Source organism: Sedimentitalea sediminis, from assembly GCF_042687825.1.
Classification (GTDB): Bacteria; Pseudomonadota; Alphaproteobacteria; order Rhodobacterales; family Rhodobacteraceae; genus Sedimentitalea.
Genome location: NZ_JBHUQE010000003.1, coordinates 102,392 through 120,162, shown reverse-complemented (window position 1 = coordinate 120,162; position 17,771 = coordinate 102,392). Strand labels below are relative to the sequence as shown.

At 64.6% G+C, this 17,771-nt stretch carries 17 protein-coding genes and 1 tRNA gene; 13 read left to right on the top strand and 5 right to left on the bottom strand.

Annotation, left to right across the window (positions count from 1 at the left end):
* Window positions 1-220 precede the first annotated feature (220 nt).
* From ACFMPD_RS03785 to ACFMPD_RS03755, 7 genes are all read left to right on the top strand, one after another.
* The gene (locus ACFMPD_RS03785) at window positions 221-1,237 is read left to right on the top strand and encodes an SPOR domain-containing protein (protein ID WP_380991965.1); all 1,017 of its coding nucleotides are present in this window, start codon (window positions 221-223) and stop codon (window positions 1,235-1,237) included.
* 16 nt (window positions 1,238-1,253) lie between these two features.
* The gene (locus ACFMPD_RS03780) at window positions 1,254-2,414 is read left to right on the top strand and encodes a D-alanyl-D-alanine carboxypeptidase family protein (protein WP_380991963.1); all 1,161 of its coding nucleotides are present in this window, start codon (window positions 1,254-1,256) and stop codon (window positions 2,412-2,414) included.
* Window positions 2,411-3,049, top strand: a complete 639-nt coding sequence (tmk, locus tag ACFMPD_RS03775) for a dTMP kinase (RefSeq protein WP_380991961.1) — start codon at window positions 2,411-2,413, stop codon at window positions 3,047-3,049. The genes ACFMPD_RS03780 and tmk overlap by 4 nt, the downstream gene beginning before the upstream one ends.
* On the top strand, window positions 3,046-4,194 hold the full coding sequence (locus tag ACFMPD_RS03770) for a DNA polymerase III subunit delta' (protein ID WP_380991959.1): 1,149 nt from the start codon (window positions 3,046-3,048) through the stop codon (window positions 4,192-4,194). The genes tmk and ACFMPD_RS03770 overlap by 4 nt, the downstream gene beginning before the upstream one ends.
* Window positions 4,191-4,997, top strand: coding sequence for a TatD family hydrolase (locus ACFMPD_RS03765; protein WP_380991957.1), 807 nt, complete (start codon window positions 4,191-4,193; stop codon window positions 4,995-4,997). The genes ACFMPD_RS03770 and ACFMPD_RS03765 overlap by 4 nt, the downstream gene beginning before the upstream one ends.
* Window positions 4,997-5,794 (top strand): MBL fold metallo-hydrolase, encoded by a 798-nt coding sequence (locus tag ACFMPD_RS03760; RefSeq protein WP_380991955.1) that lies wholly within the window; start codon window positions 4,997-4,999, stop codon window positions 5,792-5,794. The genes ACFMPD_RS03765 and ACFMPD_RS03760 overlap by 1 nt, the downstream gene beginning before the upstream one ends.
* A gap of 114 nt (window positions 5,795-5,908) precedes the next feature.
* Complete coding sequence (locus ACFMPD_RS03755) at window positions 5,909-6,841, top strand: AEC family transporter (protein ID WP_380991953.1); 933 nt, start codon at window positions 5,909-5,911, stop codon at window positions 6,839-6,841.
* A 144-nt stretch (window positions 6,842-6,985) separates the two neighbouring features.
* Here ACFMPD_RS03755 and ACFMPD_RS03750 read toward each other — a convergent pair.
* From ACFMPD_RS03750 to tgt, 4 genes are all read right to left on the bottom strand, one after another.
* A tRNA-Val gene (locus tag ACFMPD_RS03750) sits at window positions 6,986-7,061 on the bottom strand.
* Window positions 7,052-7,501, bottom strand: a complete 450-nt coding sequence (locus tag ACFMPD_RS03745; RefSeq protein ID WP_380991951.1) for a hypothetical protein — start codon at window positions 7,499-7,501, stop codon at window positions 7,052-7,054. The genes ACFMPD_RS03750 and ACFMPD_RS03745 overlap by 10 nt, the downstream gene beginning before the upstream one ends.
* A 272-nt stretch (window positions 7,502-7,773) precedes the next feature.
* Entirely contained in the window at window positions 7,774-10,185 is a 2,412-nt protein-coding gene (gene lon / locus ACFMPD_RS03740) for an endopeptidase La (RefSeq protein ID WP_380991949.1), read from the bottom strand.
* A gap of 828 nt (window positions 10,186-11,013) precedes the next feature.
* Window positions 11,014-12,144 (bottom strand): tRNA guanosine(34) transglycosylase Tgt, encoded by a 1,131-nt coding sequence (gene tgt, locus ACFMPD_RS03735; RefSeq protein WP_380991947.1) that lies wholly within the window; start codon window positions 12,142-12,144, stop codon window positions 11,014-11,016.
* Window positions 12,145-12,207: 63 nt separating this feature from the next.
* On the opposite strand from tgt, the gene rimK reads away from it, so the two are divergent.
* The 5 genes from rimK to ACFMPD_RS03710 all read left to right on the top strand — a co-directional run bounded on the left by rimK (window position 12,208) and on the right by ACFMPD_RS03710 (window position 15,896).
* The gene (rimK, locus tag ACFMPD_RS03730; protein WP_380991945.1) at window positions 12,208-13,608 is read left to right on the top strand and encodes a 30S ribosomal protein S6--L-glutamate ligase; all 1,401 of its coding nucleotides are present in this window, start codon (window positions 12,208-12,210) and stop codon (window positions 13,606-13,608) included.
* A gap of 100 nt (window positions 13,609-13,708) precedes the next feature.
* Entirely contained in the window at window positions 13,709-14,599 is an 891-nt protein-coding gene (locus tag ACFMPD_RS03725) for an SPFH domain-containing protein (RefSeq protein ID WP_380991943.1), read from the top strand.
* Window positions 14,599-14,868, top strand: coding sequence for an NfeD family protein (locus ACFMPD_RS03720; RefSeq protein WP_380991941.1), 270 nt, complete (start codon window positions 14,599-14,601; stop codon window positions 14,866-14,868). Before ACFMPD_RS03725 ends, ACFMPD_RS03720 begins: the two co-directional genes overlap by 1 nt.
* A gap of 272 nt (window positions 14,869-15,140) precedes the next feature.
* Entirely contained in the window at window positions 15,141-15,503 is a 363-nt protein-coding gene (locus tag ACFMPD_RS03715) for an SUF system Fe-S cluster assembly protein (protein ID WP_380991939.1), read from the top strand.
* A gap of 27 nt (window positions 15,504-15,530) precedes the next feature.
* Window positions 15,531-15,896: a HesB/IscA family protein gene (locus ACFMPD_RS03710; protein ID WP_380991937.1), complete on the top strand. Its 366-nt coding sequence runs from the start codon at window positions 15,531-15,533 to the stop codon at window positions 15,894-15,896.
* 3 nt (window positions 15,897-15,899) lie between these two features.
* Here ACFMPD_RS03710 and ACFMPD_RS03705 read toward each other — a convergent pair whose 3' ends face one another.
* The gene (locus ACFMPD_RS03705) at window positions 15,900-16,817 is read right to left on the bottom strand and encodes an isopenicillin N synthase family dioxygenase (RefSeq protein WP_380991935.1); all 918 of its coding nucleotides are present in this window, start codon (window positions 16,815-16,817) and stop codon (window positions 15,900-15,902) included.
* 116 nt (window positions 16,818-16,933) lie between these two features.
* Here ACFMPD_RS03705 and tpiA point away from each other — a divergent pair, with 116 nt between their 5' ends.
* Window positions 16,934-17,686 (top strand): triose-phosphate isomerase, encoded by a 753-nt coding sequence (gene tpiA / locus ACFMPD_RS03700; protein WP_380991933.1) that lies wholly within the window; start codon window positions 16,934-16,936, stop codon window positions 17,684-17,686.
* Window positions 17,687-17,771 lie beyond the last annotated feature (85 nt).

Genomic DNA, 17,771 nt, shown 5'->3' with positions numbered 1-17,771 from the left:
GACCAGCGTGAAACGCCCTGACCGGTTTCACTGAGACGCCGATGTATGCGCCCGCGCCCCGTCAGGCAAGCAAAAAACCCGGGGAATTCTCGCCGAGTCCGGTGGCGCGGACTTTCCTTGCCACCACAGCCAAGCTATGGTGCGGCGCACGGCCAGGCGGAATGACCGGACAACCGGCAATTGAACGCATATGTGCCGGCACACAGGCAAGGAACTGGATATGATCCGTACAGCAACTGGCATCAGGCGCGCGATCTGCCTGACCGGAACCGTGCTCGCCATGGGGGCGCTTTCGGGCTGCGACGAGGGCAACTCATTCCTGAATCCCGGTAACGGGCCCGCCGCGACCGGCAGCACCGGCGCAACGCATAGCAAGAAGCTGGTGGAAAAGGACGTCGAGGCCCCCGAGGTTTTCGAGGCGACCGAGGCGGCCCTGTGGGACGGGCGCCCGTCGCTGGGCGGCGTCTGGGTGGCGCATCCGGATGTCACCGAGCCCCAGCGCGTGGTGATCCGCAACGCGGCCAACAACAAGGAAGTGATCGGCGCGCTGTTCCGGCGCGAGCGCGACATTCCCGGCCCGCGCATCCAGGCTTCGTCGGATGCCGCCGAAGCGTTGTCGATGCTGCCGGGCGCGCCGGTTCAGATGACCATCATCGCGTTGACGCGCGCACCGGTCGAACCGGAACCCGCAGCCGCGGCCACCGCCGAGCCCGCCCCGGCACCCGAAATCAGCGAAACCGCGCTGGACCCGATCGCCGGCGCGGCTGCCGCAATAGAGTCGGCGGAACCGACTCCCACGGTGTCTGCAACGCCCGAGGCTGACGTTGTCGCAGCGACGGCCGCGGCCAGCACCGAAACGGCGGCGGATCAACCGCGCAAGCGGGGCTTTCGCTGGCCCTGGGCAAAACCTGCGGTCGCAGGCGCGGCTGCCGCCAGCGCCGCCGAGCCTGAACCCGCCGCAGAACCCGTGACCGCCGCAACGGCGCAACCTCAAGTTTCGCGGCTCGAAAAGCCCTATATCCAGATCGGCATCTTCAGCGTCGAGGCCAATGCCGAGCGTACCGCCGGCCAGATGCGCGCCGCCGGCCTGACGCCCACCGTCTATGACCAGCGCGCCAACGGCAAACGGTTCTGGCGTGTTGTGGTCGGTCCGGCAATGACCCGGTCCGACGGCGCGGCGCTGTTGAAGCGGGTCAAGGGGGCCGGGTTCTCCGACGCCTATTTCGTAACCAACTGACCAGGGAGTATTCTCGGTGAAACCAGCGTTCCGTCACATCCTTGGGGCCCTGTTGCTGTGCCAGCTGCCGCTGACCGCCTGGGCATTCGACACCGCCGCCAAGGCCGCTTATGTACTGGATCAGTCCACCGGCACGGTGCTGCTGTCCAAGAATGCCGACGATCCGTTGCCGCCGGCCTCGATGTCCAAGCTGATGACCTTGTACATGCTGTTTGACGCGCTGCGCGACGGGCGGGTCGGCCTGAACGAACAATTCACCGTTTCCACCAAGGCCAAGGAAATGGGCGGTTCGACGATGTTCCTGAACGAACTGGACCGGCCGACGGCGGACGAACTGATCCAGGGCATTGTCGTATCCTCGGGCAATGACGCCACGGTCGTTGTGGCCGAGGGATTGGCCGGCTCCGAAGAGGCCTTTGCCGCGCAGATGACCGAGATGGCGAAACGGCTGGGCATGACCCATTCCACCTTTGCCAACGCATCGGGCTGGCCGCATCCCTACCAGCGGATGAGCGTGCGCGACCTGGCCATTCTGGCCGAGCGCCTGATCGAGGAGTTCCCGGAATTCTATCAGTATTTCGCCCAGAAGGAATTCAACTACAAAGATCGTTCACCGGCAAACCGGTTCAACCGGAACCCGCTGCTGCGATTGGGCATCGGGGCTGATGGCCTCAAGACCGGCCACACCCAGGAAGCCGGCTACGGGCTTGTCGGCTCGGCGAAACAGGGCGACCGCCGGGTCATTTTCGTGGTGACCGGACTGCCGGATCAGGCGGCCCGCACCGAGGAGGCCCAGGCCGTCGTTAACTGGTCGTTTCGCCACTTTGTCAAGAAAACCATCGCCACCGCCGACACGCCCATTGCCACGGCCGACGTCTGGATGGGAGTTGAACGATCGGTAGGGCTGGTACCGGCCGAGGATCTGCAATTGCTGCTGCCCGCCCTGAACGACAAATCCGTCGCGGCCGAAGTCGTGTATCAGGGTCCACTGCACGCGCCGATCCGCAAGGGCGATGAACTGGCGGAACTGGTGATCAAGCCCGAGGGCCTGCCGGAAATCCGCCGACCGCTGGTGGCGCATCAGGACGTGCCCGCGGGCGGGTTCATGGTCAAGGTCACGACCGCTGCCCAGCACCTGTTCACCCGTTTCGTAAACGGGCCGATGGAGGCAATGTGATCCGATCGCCCACCGCCTCGGGGCGTTTTCTCAGCTTTGAAGGCATCGACGGGTCCGGCAAATCCACCCAGGCGCGGCGGTTGGCGGACGCATTGCGCGCCGCTGGGCACGATGTGGTTTTGACCCGCGAGCCGGGCGGCTCGCCCGGGGCCGAGGACATCCGCCGGCTGGTGCTGGAAGGCGACCCCGACCGCTGGTCGGCGGAAACCGAGATCCTGCTGTTCACCGCTGCCCGCCGCGACCACATGGAGCGCGTGATCCTGCCTGCACTGAGCGCTGGCAAGGTGGTGGTCTGCGACCGTTTTGCCGACAGCACCCGCATGTATCAGGGCCTGTCGCGCGGCGATCTGCGCGACCTCGTGGACCAGTTGCACGACCTGATGATCGGGCGCGAACCGGACCTGACCCTGCTGATCGACATGAACCCCGAAACCGGGCTGAACCGCGCGCTGGCGCGGCAGGGCCACGAGGAACGGTTCGAGGGGTTCGGCCCCGATCTGCAACGCAGGATGCGCACGGGCTTTCTGGCGCTGGCGGCGGAATACCCCGACCGGTTCCGGGTGATCGACGGCAATCGGGCCATCGACACGGTTGCCGTCGAGGTCCTTGCCATCGCCATGGACGCATTGGCATGAGCGCCGACCCCCTGCCCCCCGATCAGGCCCCCGGCGCGCCGCATCCGCGCGAAACCGCGCAACTGTTCGGGCAGGACGCGGCTCAGAACGCCTTTCTGCAGGCCTATACATCCGGGCGCATGCATCATGGCTGGCTGCTGACCGGGCCGCGCGGCATCGGCAAGGCCACCCTGGCCTGGCGCATCGCGCGGTTCCTGCTGGCCACGCCCGCCGCCGAGGCGGCCGGCATGTTCGCGCCACCGCCGCCCGACAGCCTGGACATCGCCCCGGACCACCCCGTGGCGCGGCGCATTCTGGCCGGGGCCGAACCGGGCCTGGCCCATGTCACCCGCAGCGAAGACGAGAAACGATCGGGGCGGATACGCCAGGAGATCGTGGTGGATGACATCCGCCGGCTGGCGCGGTTCTTTGGCCTGTCGGCGGCCGATGGCGGCCGGCGCGTGGTGATCGTGGACGCCGCCGACGAGATGAACACGGCGGCCGCCAATGCGCTGCTAAAAATGCTCGAGGAACCGCCGGCGCGCACCACCTTGCTGCTGGTCGCGCATCATCCGTCGCGGCTGTTGCCGACGATCCGGTCGCGCTGCCGCACGCTGCGGTTGAACCCGTTGGATAGCGCGGACATGCAGGCGGCGTTGTCCCAGGCCGGCACCGCCCTGCCCGACGCCTCCGGTCAGGCCGACCACCTGGCCGCCCTGGCCGCCGGTTCGGTCGGCGCGGCGTTTCGGCTGCTGGGCCTGGACGGGCTGCGCCTGTATGGCGAACTGATCGCGATCCTGGATTCGCTGCCCGCGCTTGACCGCCCCCGCGCGCTGGCGCTGGCGCAGGCCGCCGCCCAGCGCGGTGCTGCCGAGACATTCGACCTGCTGCTGGATCTCACCGAGATCGCGCTGACACGCCTGGCCCGCACCGGCGCCAGCGGCACCGCGCCCCGGCCCGAAGCGGCACCGGGCGAGGCGGCCATCCTGACCCGGCTGGCCCCCGATCCGGGAATGGCGCGCGCCTGGGCCGAGACCGCCGCCATCATCACCGACCGCAGCCGCCACGGGCAGTCGGTCAACCTTGACCCCGCCGCGCTTGTCCTAGATACGGTTTTCAAGATGAAGGAAACCGTGGCGGGCCGGCCCCGCGCCAATAGCCCATGACCAAAATTCCCCAGATCACCGACAGCCACTGTCATCTCGATTTCCCCGATTTCGAGGGCCAGCTGGATGACATTGTCGCCAATGCCGCCGCCGCCGGCGTCACCCGCATGGTGACGATCTGCACCCGGCTGCGCAACGAACCCGCCGTGCGCGCCATCGCCGAAGCGCATGCGCCGGTTTTCTATGCCGCCGGCACCCACCCCATGAGTGCCGCCCAGGAACCCTTGGTCAGTGTCGAGCAACTGACGGCGCTGGCGGCGCATCCGAAATTCGTCGGGATCGGCGAAACCGGGCTGGATTACCACTATACCGCCGACAGTGCCGCCATTCAGCAAGAGAGCCTGCGCATCCACATCGCCGCCGCGCGCCAGACCGGCCTGCCGCTGATCATCCATGCACGCGCGGCGGATGACGACATGGCGCGCATTCTGCGCGACGAGCACCGCAACGGCGCCTATTTCTGCGTGATGCACTGTTTCTCGTCTTCGGCGGACCTGGCCCGCGCCGCTCTGGATCTGGGGTTCTACCTGTCGATGTCGGGCATTGCGGCCTTTCCCAAAAGCCAGGAGTTGCGCGACATCTTTGCCGCCGCCCCCATCGACCGCGTCCTGGTCGAGACCGACGCCCCCTATCTGGCACCACCACCCCATCGCGGCAAGCGCAACGAACCGGCCTACACCGCGCATACCGCCCGCGTCGGCGCCGACATCTTTGGTCTGGATTATGCCGAGTTCGCGGCCCGGACCCAGAGCAATTTCAACCGCCTGTTCAGCAAGGCCGCGCAGTTCCGGGCAGCAGCCTGATGGCAGAGATGCGCTTTGTCATACTGGGCTGCGGCTCGTCCGGCGGCGTGCCCCGGCTGGGTGGGCATTGGGGCGATTGCGATCCTGAAAACCCCAAGAACACGCGCCGGCGCTGTTCGCTGCTGGTCGAGCGGGACGGGCCGGGCGGCACCACTTCGGTGCTGATCGACACCTCGCCGGACCTGCGGTCACAACTGCTGGACACCGGTACCGGCCGGCTGGACGGGGTGGTCTATACGCATGGGCATGCCGACCATGTTCACGGCATCGACGACCTCAGGATGATCGTGTTCAACATGCGCGCCCGCATTCCGGTCTGGGCCGATGGCGACACCCAGAACGACCTGATCAGCAAGTTCGGCTATGCCTTTGTCCAGCCCGAGGGCTCGCCCTATCCGCCGATCCTGAACCTGAACACCATCGACGGCCCGTTTTCGATCGACGGCCCCGGCGGCCCGATCGACCTGCGCCCGTTTCGGGTCGGACATGGCTCGATCGACGCCCTGGGATTTCGCATCGGCGGGCTGGCCTATCTGCCCGACGTCGCCGAGATCTATGACGAGGCCTGGGAGGCCCTGCAGGACCTGGATTGCTGGATCGTCGACGCCCTGCGGCGCACGCCGCATCCGACGCATTCGCATCTGGCCCGCACTCTGGAGTGGATCGACCGCGTGCAACCCCGCCAGGCCGTGCTGACCAACATGCATATCGACATGGATTACGATACCGTCATGGCCGAAACCGCCGCCAATGTTCTCGTTGCCTATGACGGTATGACCCTGCGCTATCCGATATGATCGAAACGGTCCCGGTCCGGGGCACGCTGTGTTCGTTTTCTCTGGCTTTCACAGCGGTGCCGGCAGCCCGGCAAAGCGGCTGACAGGCACGCGCTGCAGAAGAGGCAGAGCTTCATGTTCCAGACCCTGATCGATGTGATCCTGCCGGTTTTTCTGGTGATCGGCGCCGGCTACGCCGCAACCCGCGCCCGGTATTTCAGCGATACGCAGATCGACGCGGTGATGCGCTTTGCCCAGAGCTTTGCCATTCCCTGCCTGTTGTTCCGCGCCATTGCCCAGTTGGACATGTCCGCCGGATTCGACCCGGCCCTGCTGGCCAGTTTCTACACCGGTGCGGCCAGTTGTTTTGCGCTGGGGATCGCTGGCGCACGCCTGTTATTTCACCGCGACTGGGAGGACAGCATCGCCATCGGGTTCTGTTGCCTGTTCTCGAATTCCGTGCTGCTGGGGCTGTCGATCACCGAGCGCGCCTATGGTCCCGAGAGCCTGACCGGCAACTATGCCATCATCGCCTTTCACTCGCCGTTTTGCTATGCGCTGGGCATCACCGCAATGGAGATCGTGCGCAACCGCGGCCGGGGCGGCATGGCGACCCTTCGCACCAGCCTGCGCGCGATGTTCCGCAATGTGCTGATCCTCAGCATCGCACTGGGCTTTGCGGTCAACCTGTCCGGGCTCGCAATTCCCGGTGTGATCGATGATGCCCTGGCGCTGATCACCCGCGCCGCCCTGCCCTGTGCGCTGTTCGCTTTGGGTGGCGTTCTGGTGCAATACCGTCCCGAGGGCGATCTGCGCACCATCGCCTTTGTCTGTGCGATCTCGCTGCTGGTCCACCCGACCCTGGTCTGGGCAATGGGATCGGCGCTGTCCCTGAATCGCGATCTGTTCCGATCGGCGGTTCTGAATGCGGCGATGGCGCCAGGGGTCAATGCGTTCATCTTTGCCAATATCTATGGTCGGGCCAAACGGGTGGCCGCCTCGTCGGTTCTGATCGCCACCGGAACGTCACTTTTGACCGTCTGGATGTGGCTGACGCTGCTGGGTTAGATCAGAACGGGTTTTCTGACGCCGCACCAGATCGGCGCCGCCGGCCCTGGCCGGTATTTCTGGGAAACTCTGGTTCGGGATTGGGAAACCGGACCAGACCAAAAGCGGCGGCGCAAGGAAACCACACTAAAATTCAACGGGTTATGGTGGGTGATGAGAGACTCGAACTCCCGACATCTTCGGTGTAAACGAAGCGCTCTACCAACTGAGCTAATCACCCGCCCAACGCGATGTAGCGGGGCCTGCCGGGTAGTGCAAGAGGCCGACGGCAATTTCCCGATCCGCGGACTGAAGGCCCGGCAAGGGATATGCGTGCCTGTTCCGCAGCCCCGGCACCCGCATCGGCACCTGGGTCGGGACGAGATCGCGAATCTCGCAATCCGGGTTCACAATGATACCGCTGTCACGCAAACAAGCGCGGAATTCCGGCGTCGCGATGACCAAACGACCGGCCTGCCTGAAAATGTCGGAAAACCGCGGCAACTCACTCAGAATCGCATAGCGCACACCATGTCCCGGCAGCGCACGCGCGGCCACGACGGGGTCGAGGATCCGGTTGACCCGTGCGGCAGACACATTGTTCAGAACAAACAGAGTGGGCTGGGTATCACTGGCACAATACCAGTTTCTGACCAAGCTCTCGGCCTCGGTCGCCAGCAAGGACCGGGAAATTTCATAGATACGCCAATTCGACATCGTGACACACATAATCGTTAAAACCTGTCCGATTATGGACGAGTTTGGCACAAAAAGATAGCTTTGCGGAGAACAGCGTTACTGCCCAGCCGTCCGACGCTCGCCGATAGGGGGCCGCGGTGCAGCACTCTGGCCGATATGCCGCGACGAAAACGAAGCGGCGCCCCGCTAGGGACGCCGCTGTGTTGCAGGGCAGGTTCCGGCCAGCCAGGAGCCGGCGGCTCGGCTTCAACCCGTCAATGCGCCGTAGCCGTGGCCGTGTCGTCCTTGCCGGTCAGGGCCGCCTTGGTTGCCGCCGCCTCTTCCGCCGCTTCGTCCCATTCGACGGGTTCGGGTTGGCGCAGCAGCGCGTGTTGCAGCACTTCGGAGACATGCTTGACCGGCACGATTTTCAAACCGTCCTTCACGTTGTCGGGGATTTCGGCCAGATCCTTTTCGTTCTCTTCCGGGATCAGCACCGTCTTGATACCACCGCGCAGGGCGGCCAGCAGCTTTTCCTTGAGGCCGCCAATGGGCATCGCGTTTCCGCGCAGGCTGACCTCGCCGGTCATGGCGATGTCCTTGCGTACCGGAATCTGGGTCAGCACCGACACGATCGAGGTGACCATCGCCAGCCCGGCACTGGGGCCGTCCTTGGGCGTGGCGCCATCGGGCACGTGAACATGGATGTCCAGCGTGTCGAATTTCGGCGGCTTGATCCCGATCTGCGGACTGATCGAGCGGACATAGGAACTGGCTGCATCGATGCTCTCTTTCATCACATCGCCCAGCTTGCCGGTGGTCTTCATCCGGCCCTTGCCCGGCAGACGCAGCGCCTCGATCGGCAACAGCTCGCCGCCGACGCTGGTATAGGCCAGCCCGGTGACCACGCCGATCTGGTCCTCCTGCTCGGCCAGACCATAGCGGTATTTCGCCACCCCGAGAAAATCGCTCAGGTTGTCCGGCGTCACGGTGACGCTGTCGGTGTCGCCCTTGATGATCCGGGTCAGACTCTTGCGGCAGACCTTGGCGATCTCGCGTTCCAGGTTCCGCACCCCCGCCTCGCGGGTATAGACACGGATGATCTCGGTCAGCGCCGCATCGGTCAGTTCGAACTCCTTGGCCTTCAGCCCGTGGTTCTTGACCTGCTTGCCGATCAGATGCTGTTTCGCGATCTCGCGCTTTTCATCCTCGGTATAGCCGGCCAGCGGAATGATCTCCATCCGGTCCAGCAGCGGCCCCGGCATGTTGTAAGAGTTCGACGTGGTCAGGAACATCACGTTGGACAGATCGTATTCGACCTCGAGATAGTGATCCATGAAGGTGTTGTTCTGTTCCGGGTCCAGAACCTCCAGCATCGCGGAGGCCGGATCGCCCCGGAAATCCTGACCCATCTTGTCAATCTCGTCCAGCAGGATCAGCGGGTTCGTCGTCTTGGCCTTTTTCAGCGCCTGGATGATCTTGCCCGGCATCGAGCCGATATAGGTCCGGCGGTGGCCGCGGATCTCGCTTTCGTCGCGCACCCCGCCCAGCGAGATACGGATGAACTCGCGCCCGGTGGCGCGGGCCACGGATTTGCCCAGGCTGGTCTTGCCCACGCCCGGCGGGCCGACCAGGCACATGATCGGGCCTTTCATCTTTTTGCTGCGCTGCTGCACGGCCAGGTATTCGACGATCCGCTCCTTGACCTTTTCCAGACCGTAATGGTCGTCATCCAGCACCTTTTGCGCCTTGCCCAGATCCTTTTTCACCCGCGACTTGACCCCCCACGGGATCGACAGCATCCAGTCCAGATAGTTGCGCACCACGGTCGCCTCGGCGCTCATCGGGCTCATGTTCTTCAGCTTCTTCAGCTCGGCATCGGCCTTTTCCCGGGCCTCCTTGCTCAGCTTGGTCTCGGCGATCTTGGCTTCCAGCTCGGCGATTTCCCCCTCGCCCTCTTCGCCATCGCCCAGCTCCTTCTGAATGGCCTTCATTTGCTCATTCAGATAGTATTCCCGCTGGGTCTTCTCCATCTGGCTCTTGACGCGGGTCTTGATCTTCTTCTCGACCTGCAGAACCGACAATTCGCCCTGCATCAGGCCATAGACCTTCTCCAGACGTTCGCTGATCGACAGCGTTTCCAGCAGATCCTGCTTTTGCGCCACTTCGATGCCCAGATGCCCGGCCACCAGATCGGCCAGCTTGGCCGGTTCGGTGCTATCGCCCACGGCCGCCAGCGCCTCTTCGGGGATGTTCTTGCGCACCTTGGCGTACCGCTCGAATTCGTTCCCGACCGTTCGCACCAGCGCCTCGGTCGTCGTGACATCGCCCGGCATCTCGGTCAGGTACTCGGCCCGCGCCTCGAAGAAATCTTCGTTGTCCAGAAATTCGGTGATGCGCACCCGCGCCTGGCCTTCGACCAGCACCTTGACGGTGCCATCCGGCAGCTTCAGCAACTGCAACACATTGGCCAGCACACCGGCCTTGTAGATTCCGTCCGCCTCCGGGTCGTCGACGCTGGGATCGATCTGGCTGGACAGCAGAATCTGCTTGTCATCGGCCATCACCTCTTCCAACGCGCGTACCGACTTTTCCCGGCCAACGAACAACGGCACGATCATGTGGGGGAAAACCACAATATCCCGCAGCGGCAGTACCGGATAAGAAGAGTTCAGGGGTTCTTGCATGCTCTGTCCTTGTATTGGCAAGATGGCGCCGGTCCCGCGATGCGGCAACACCCGGCCATCTCCGATCATCGCTCAGTAGGTGGGGCCTGCAGCCGCCAATTCAACCTTGCTTACCGTTGTGTGATCAGAATGGCCTGCCCCATGCACGAGGGCAAGGCCACAAATTCGGGCAATGCACGCCATTCCCGACAGGGCGCTGCCCGGTTCCCGGTCAGGCACCCTTGTCAGCCACCGCGGGATCGCCGGGAACATCGCCACTGGCGCATTCGGGCAGGGTATCAGATTGGGGCTTCTGATGCCTCGCCCAAGGCGACAAGGTCGCTTACTAGAGTTATCACGATCAGACCCAAACTGGCCGCCCAGGCCACCGCCGCCACCCTCGTACCCACCGCCTCGACGGCAACGGCCGAAACCAGAACTCTCTACCCTGCTCCGGAAGGTGGCACGCCCATGGTCAAGGACGAAATGGTGGTCAAAGGCGACACACCGAAACCGGTCCACGCGATGATCCGCCATATTTCCAGCGCAACAAGGTCAGACAACTGACCTGTACCGGCAAGCCGCGCAAGAAACGCGGTAAGCAGCTTCAAAAGTCACACACAACCTGCGCCGGCGACCCGCAGGACCGTTTCAAGGGCAAGCGCAGCGACTGCAAGATCGAATAATCCCCCAAGGCGAATATCAGGGCAGGCACCAGGTCGGGACCACCACGCCTGACGGCATGGGCAACATGCTCTACCTTCGCGAGACCATTCGCCGCTGAACACGTCCTGCGGGATGGCGGGCGGGGCGATCCGCGCAGCGGGAGCGCCGCACAGCCTCCCGCCTTCACAAAGGCTCGATATCGCCCCGCTCACGACCCGCGTGAAAATCCGCCTGCCAGGTGTCGAAACGCCCACCGGCGATGGCGTCACGCATCTCGGACATCAGCTGCTGGTAATAATGCAGATTGTGCCAGGTCAGCAGCATCGAGGAGACGATCTCCTTGCTGCGAAACACATGGTGCAGATAGGCACGGCTGTATCCCCGGCAGGCCGGGCAACCGCAATTCTCGTCCAACGGGCGCGGGTCGTCCTGATGTCGCGCGTTCTTGATATTCAGCATGCCGTGCCGGGTAAAAACCTGCCCGGTGCGGCCCGACCGGGACGGCAGCACGCAGTCCATCATGTCCACGCCGCGCGCCACGGCGCCGACGATATCGTCGGGCTTGCCGACGCCCATCAGATAGCGCGGCTTGTCGGCGGGCAGCATCTGCGGCGCGAAATCCAGAACGCCGAACATCGCCGCCTGCCCCTCGCCCACCGCCAGACCGCCCAGCGCATAGCCGTCAAAGCCGATTGCCTGCAAGGCGGCGGCGCTCTCCTCGCGCAACTCCCGGTCCAGACCGCCCTGCTGGATACCGAACAGCGCATGGCCAGGGCGGTCCCCGAAAGCATCGCGCGACCGCGCCGCCCAGCGCATCGACAGGCGCATGCTGTCCGCGATGCGCGCCCGGTCGGCGGGCAGGGCCGGGCATTCGTCAAAACACATGACGATGTCACTGCCCAGCAGCCGCTGAATTTCCATGCTGCGTTCGGGCGTGATTTCATGGCGTGACCCGTCGATATGGCTTTTAAAGGTGACCCCGTGCTCGGTCAGCTTGCGCAACCCGGCCAGGCTCATCACCTGGAACCCGCCGCTATCGGTCAGGATCGGCCGGTCCCAGTTCATGAACCGGTGCAGCCCGCCCAGCCGGTCGATCCGCTCGGCCGTCGGGCGCAGCATCAGATGATAGGTGTTGCCCAACAGGATGTCGGCGCCAGTTTCGGCCACGCTTTCGGGCAGCATCGCCTTGACCGTGGCCGCCGTGCCCACCGGCATGAAGGCCGGGGTGCGGATCTGGCCGCGCCGCGTGGCGATAACCCCGGTTCGGGCCTTGCCATCCGTGGCGCTGACGTGAAAGGAAAAGGACTGTGCCATGCGACCCTCTTTTGCATATCGCCGCCTTCTGCGGCATTTGAGGGCGATTGCCAAGGAGGGACCATGACCGAGAACACACCCGCACCGCTGCAATTCGGCTGGGAAGAATGGGTCGGCCTGCCGGAACTGGGCCTGCCGGCGATCAGCGCCAAGGTCGATACCGGCGCGCGTACATCGGCGCTGCATGCCTCCGAAATCGAGCTTTTTGGCTCCAGCGCCGCCCCCAAGGTACGGTTCTACGTACATCCGGTGGCCGGTCGCGACGATCTGACAATTCCCTGTTCAGCTGACCTGATTGACCGGCGCGAGGTGACCTCCTCGAACGGCGAGACCGAATTGCGCTGCGTCATCCGCACCCGCCTCGAAGTTGCGGGGCAAAGCTGGCCGATCGAAGTCACCCTGACCAACCGCGCCAGCATGGCCAGCCGGATGCTGCTGGGCCGGCAGGCGCTGACCGATCACATCTCGATCTCGCCGACCGAACGTCACCTGCAGCCGGAACTGAGCTATGACGTCTATCACTCGCGCCAGATGCGCAGCACCGCCCCCAAGCGGGCGCTGCGCATCGCCGTTCTCAGCCGCGAGGACAATTATTCGACCCGACGGTTGGTCGAGGTGGGCGAGGCCCGCGGGCACACCGTCGAAGTAATCGACACCACCCGCTGCTACATGGCGATCAACGCGATGGCCCCCGAGGTGCATTACGACGGCAAACGCCTGCCCCGCTTTGACGCGGTGATCCCGCGGATCGGCGCCTCGATCACCCCTTACGGCACCGCCGTGATTCGCCAGTTCGAGACCATCGGCACCTATTGCGTCAACGGCAGCGCCGGCATCACAGCCAGCCGCGACAAGCTGCACGCGCACCAGGTTCTGGCAGCGCGCCAGATCGGCATGCCCAGCACCGCCTTTGCCGCCAGCCCCAAGGACACCGGGAACCTGATCGGACTGGTCGGCAGCGCGCCGCTGATCGTCAAGCTGCTGGAAAGCACCCAGGGCAAGGGCGTGGTGCTGGCCGAAACCCGCAAGGCGGCCGAAAGCGTGATCTCGGCCTTTCGCGGACTGAAGGCGAATTTCCTGGTGCAGCATTTCGTCAAGGAATCCGCCGGCGTGGACATCCGCTGTCTCGTCATCGGTTCCCGCGTCGTCGCCGCCATCAAGCGCACCGGCGCCGACGGCGATTTCCGCAGCAATCTGCATCAGGGCGGCAGCGCCAAACCGGTGCGCATCAGCAAGGCCGAACGCGACACGGCCCTGCGCGCGGCGCGCGCCTTTGGCCTGAACATGGCCGGCGTCGATCTGCTGCGCTCGGATGACGGGCCCAAAGTGCTCGAGGTGAACTCGTCTCCCGGTTTCGAAGGCGTGGAAAAGGCCACCGGAAAAGACATCGTTTCCCGGATCTATGACGAGATCGAACACAAGGTGCGCCCGAAACCGGCCCCCAGACGCCGCAAAACCGGCTGAACGCCGGCCCGCCACGGAGGGGACGGCGTGACACGGAATGGCTTGATTGCCGCGCCGATTGCGGCCACATCTCGGACAGATCAACTTTTTGGGGCATGACATGACAATCGATCAGATACTTGGCCTGCTTGGCGACACCGGGATCTATCTCCTTGGGGCGATCCTGCTGGTCGTCATCATCCTCAAGGGCGTGCGGATCGTGCCGCAATCGGAAAAACATGTGGTCGAACGGTTCGGCCGGCTGCATTCGGTGCTGGGCCCGGGCATCAACTTTGTCGTGCCCCTGCTGGACGTGGTGAAACACCGCATCTCGATCCTGGAACGGCAATTGCCCAACGCCAGCCAGGACGCAATCACCAAGGACAACGTGCTGGTACAGATCGACACCTCGGTTTTCTACCGCATCCTGGAACCGGAAAAGACCGTCTACCGCATCCGCGACGTCGATGGCGCCATCGCCACCACCGTGGCCGGCATCGTGCGCGCCGAGATCGGCAAGATGGATCTGGACGAAGTTCAGTCCAACCGCGCCCAGTTGATCGGCCAAATTCAGACCAGCGTCGAGGACGCGGTTGATGATTGGGGCATTGAAGTGACCCGGGCCGAGATCCTCGATGTGAACCTGGATCAGGCCACGCGCGACGCGATGTTGCAACAGCTGAACGCCGAGCGCGCCCGCCGCGCCCAGGTGACCGAGGCCGAAGGCACCAAGCGCGCAGTCGAACTGAATGCCGACGCCGAGTTGTATGCCGCCGAGCAGATCGCCAAGGCCCGCCGCATCCAGGCAGATGCCGAAGCCTACGCCACCGGTGTCGTCGCCGCCGCGATCCGCGCCAACGGGCTGGAAGCCGCACAATACCAGGTGGCCCTGAAACAGGTCGAGGCGCTGAACGCGCTTGGCAATGGCGATGGCAAGCAGACCATCCTGGTGCCGTCCAACGCGCTGGACGCCTTTGGCGATGCCTTCAAGATGCTCAAGGGCGGCAGCTGATGGCGTTCTGGTCGCTCTGGTGGGTCTGGCTCTGCGCCGGTCTGATCCTGGCCATCGTCGAAGTCTTGGTGCCCGGGTTTATCTTTCTGGGCTTTGCCATCGGCGCGGGCGTGGTGGCGCTGTTCCTGGCGCTGGGTCTGGCCGTCAGCCTGCCGGTCCTGATGCTGATCTTTGCCGCTCTGTCGCTGATCGCCTGGCTGGTCCTGCGCCGCGTTTTCGCCCTGCCAAGAGGGCAGGTCAAACGCTTCAAGGACGATATCAACGAGTAACCCGATCCGGCCGACCGGCGCCCTGCATTTTGCCGAAAAATACCGGTCCTCCGGCCCGGATCAGGCGCCGCTCAAGGCCGTCCGCCCGATAGCGGGGATCGGAGTGAGCCGCGACGCGGCCCTGCGCGGGCGCCGGGCAATCCGCAGATGGTCCGCCAACAGCGAAGGACCCGGTTCAGCCCGAAAATTGCCGGCCTTCCCTGGCGACCCGCCTCTGGACCTTTGGGGCCGCTTTTCCTATATAATCACTCAGGAACAAATCCGAGGCCCAGATGACCCACGCCCCAGAACCGCTTGAAGGCGCGCCGCTGATTGCGCCCTCGTCCACCGATCATCCGCTTTACGAGCAGGTGGTCGAGGCTTGCCGCTCGGTCTACGACCCCGAGATTCCAGTCAATATCTACGAATTGGGCTTAATATATACCATTGATATTTCTCCGGAAAACGAGGTCAAGATCGTCATGTCGCTGACCGCACCGGGCTGTCCGGTGGCCGGCGAGATGCCCGGCTGGGTGGCCGATGCAGTCGAGCCGATACCGGGCGTGAAACAGGTGGATGTCGCCCTGACCTGGGAACCGCCCTGGGGCATGGACATGATGAGCGACGAGGCCCGGCTGGAATTGGGCTTCATGTAAGCGCAGGAATGTAGAGAAAGAGAATCCATGTTCGGAATACCCGGAAAACAGGCCGTGACCCTGACCCCGGCGGCCGCGGCCCAGATCACCCGGCTGATGGCCAGCAAGGGTCATTCCGGCCTGCGCATCGGCGTCAAGAAGGGCGGCTGCGCCGGCATGGAGTACACCATGGAATACGTGCAGACGCCCGACCCCAATGACGAGGTGGTCGAACAGGATGGTGCGCGCATCATGATCGCACCGATGGCACAGATGTTCCTGTTCGGCACCGAGATCGACTATGAAACCGGGCTTCTGGAATCCGGGTTCAAGTTCAACAATCCCAATGTGTCCGAAGCCTGCGGCTGCGGCGAATCGATCAAGTTCAACGACATGGATACGGCCGGGAAATAGGCCTCAGTCCGCTGGCTTGAGATGCAGATAGGTCTCGCCGAAGCGCCGCGTCAGGTGGTCGCCCGCGACGATCATCCGGTCCGAACCCGGCGGCGCGACATTGGTGTCATAGGCGGGGTTCAGAAACAGCGGTACCGAGATCCGTTCGGTGCCCCCGCCCACCACCCGGTGCAGAGTCGCCTTGACCTGTCCGCTGGTCCACATTTCCAGCATCTCGCCGAAATTGATAACGAAACTGCCCGGCGGCGCATTGATCTCGCGCCAAGCGCCATCGGGCATCTGCACGCTCAACCCCGGGGTGCCATCCATCGCCAGCAGGGTGAGGCAGCCATAGTCGGTATGGGCAGCGATCCCGAAATCCCTTTCCCCGGCCCCGTCCGGCCGCGCCGGATAGTAGTTGCCGCGCAACAGCGCCATCGGTGGATCGAACGCCGTCGCGAAACTGTCGGCGTCCCGGCCGATCGCCGCGGCGATGGCGCTCAGCACCTGCCGCCCGACATCCAGCGCGTCGGCATAATAGGCTTCGATCTCGGCGCGGAAACCGGGCGGATCCGCAGGCCAGAGGTTTGGCGCATAGACGCTGAGACCGCGCGCCGCCATCGGATGACCGGGCGGCAGCTCATAGCCGCAGTCAAAGACCTGCTTGAAATCCGGATTGGCGTCAGGGTTGACCTGTTCCGATCCCGCCGCCCCCCAGCCCCGGTTTGCCCCGGTCCGGGCCATGTCCACCGCCCGTTTCCGCGCCTCGGGCAGGCGAAAGAACTGCCGGTAGGCCGCGATCACCCGCCGCACCCGCGAAGCGGTCAGCGAAGTGTGGGACAGGGTCAGAAAACCGACACTCCGCACGCCCTGCCGCAGCCGCGCCATCTCGTGTACGTCGCGCGCCAACAGTTTGTTCAGATCCAGATCCGGTATCGCCACGTCACCTGCCCCCTTGTCCGGATCAAACGCCGGCTGGCGGCCGGTCCCCCAAGGTCGATTGTCTGCCAGTCCGGCGGATGCTACCACGGATCGAAATTTGATGACAGGATTGCACGATGCGAAGAAAGCTGGCCGCGGGAAACTGGAAAATGAACGGCTCGGGTGCCGATCTGGCGATGCTGGGTGAACTTGCCCGCCGGCACCCCGCGCCGGATTGCCAGGTGCTGATCTGCCCGCCGGCCACGCTGATCGACCGGGCCGCCCGGGCCGTGGACGGCAGCGCCATCGCGATCGGCGGTCAGGATTGCCATTTCGGTGCCAACGGCGCCCATACCGGCGATATCAGCGCAGCAATGCTGGCCGAAGCCGGCGCCACGGCGGTGATCGTCGGCCATTCCGAACGCCGCCAGGATCATCACGAAAACAACGACATGGTGCGGGCCAAGGCCGAGGCCGCCCTTGCCGCCGGGCTGACCGCCATCCTCTGCGTCGGCGAAAGCCAGGCCCAGCGCGAGGCGGGCCGGACGCTGGACGTGATCGCCGAGCAATTGGCCGGCTCGATGCCGCAGGACGCGACTGCGCATGGGGTGGTCATCGCTTATGAACCGATCTGGGCCATCGGCACGGGTCTGGTCGCCGAACCGGCGCAGATCAGCCAGGTGCACGAATTCCTGCGCGCGCAGTTGCGGCAACGCCTGGGCGAGCAGACCGGCCAGGCGATCCGCCTGCTCTATGGCGGTTCGGTCAAACCGGCCAATGCCGCCGAAATCTTTGCCGTCGCCGATGTCGACGGCGCGCTGGTCGGCGGCGCCAGCCTGTCGGCGGCGGATTTCGCACCGATCATCGCGGCGCTGGACGCCAGCGCCTGAACCGGACATCGGTGATCGACGCACCAAAGGCGCCGCCCCCGGTCCGGAGGCGGCGCCTGGCCACTTGCTGTATCTAGAATGCGCG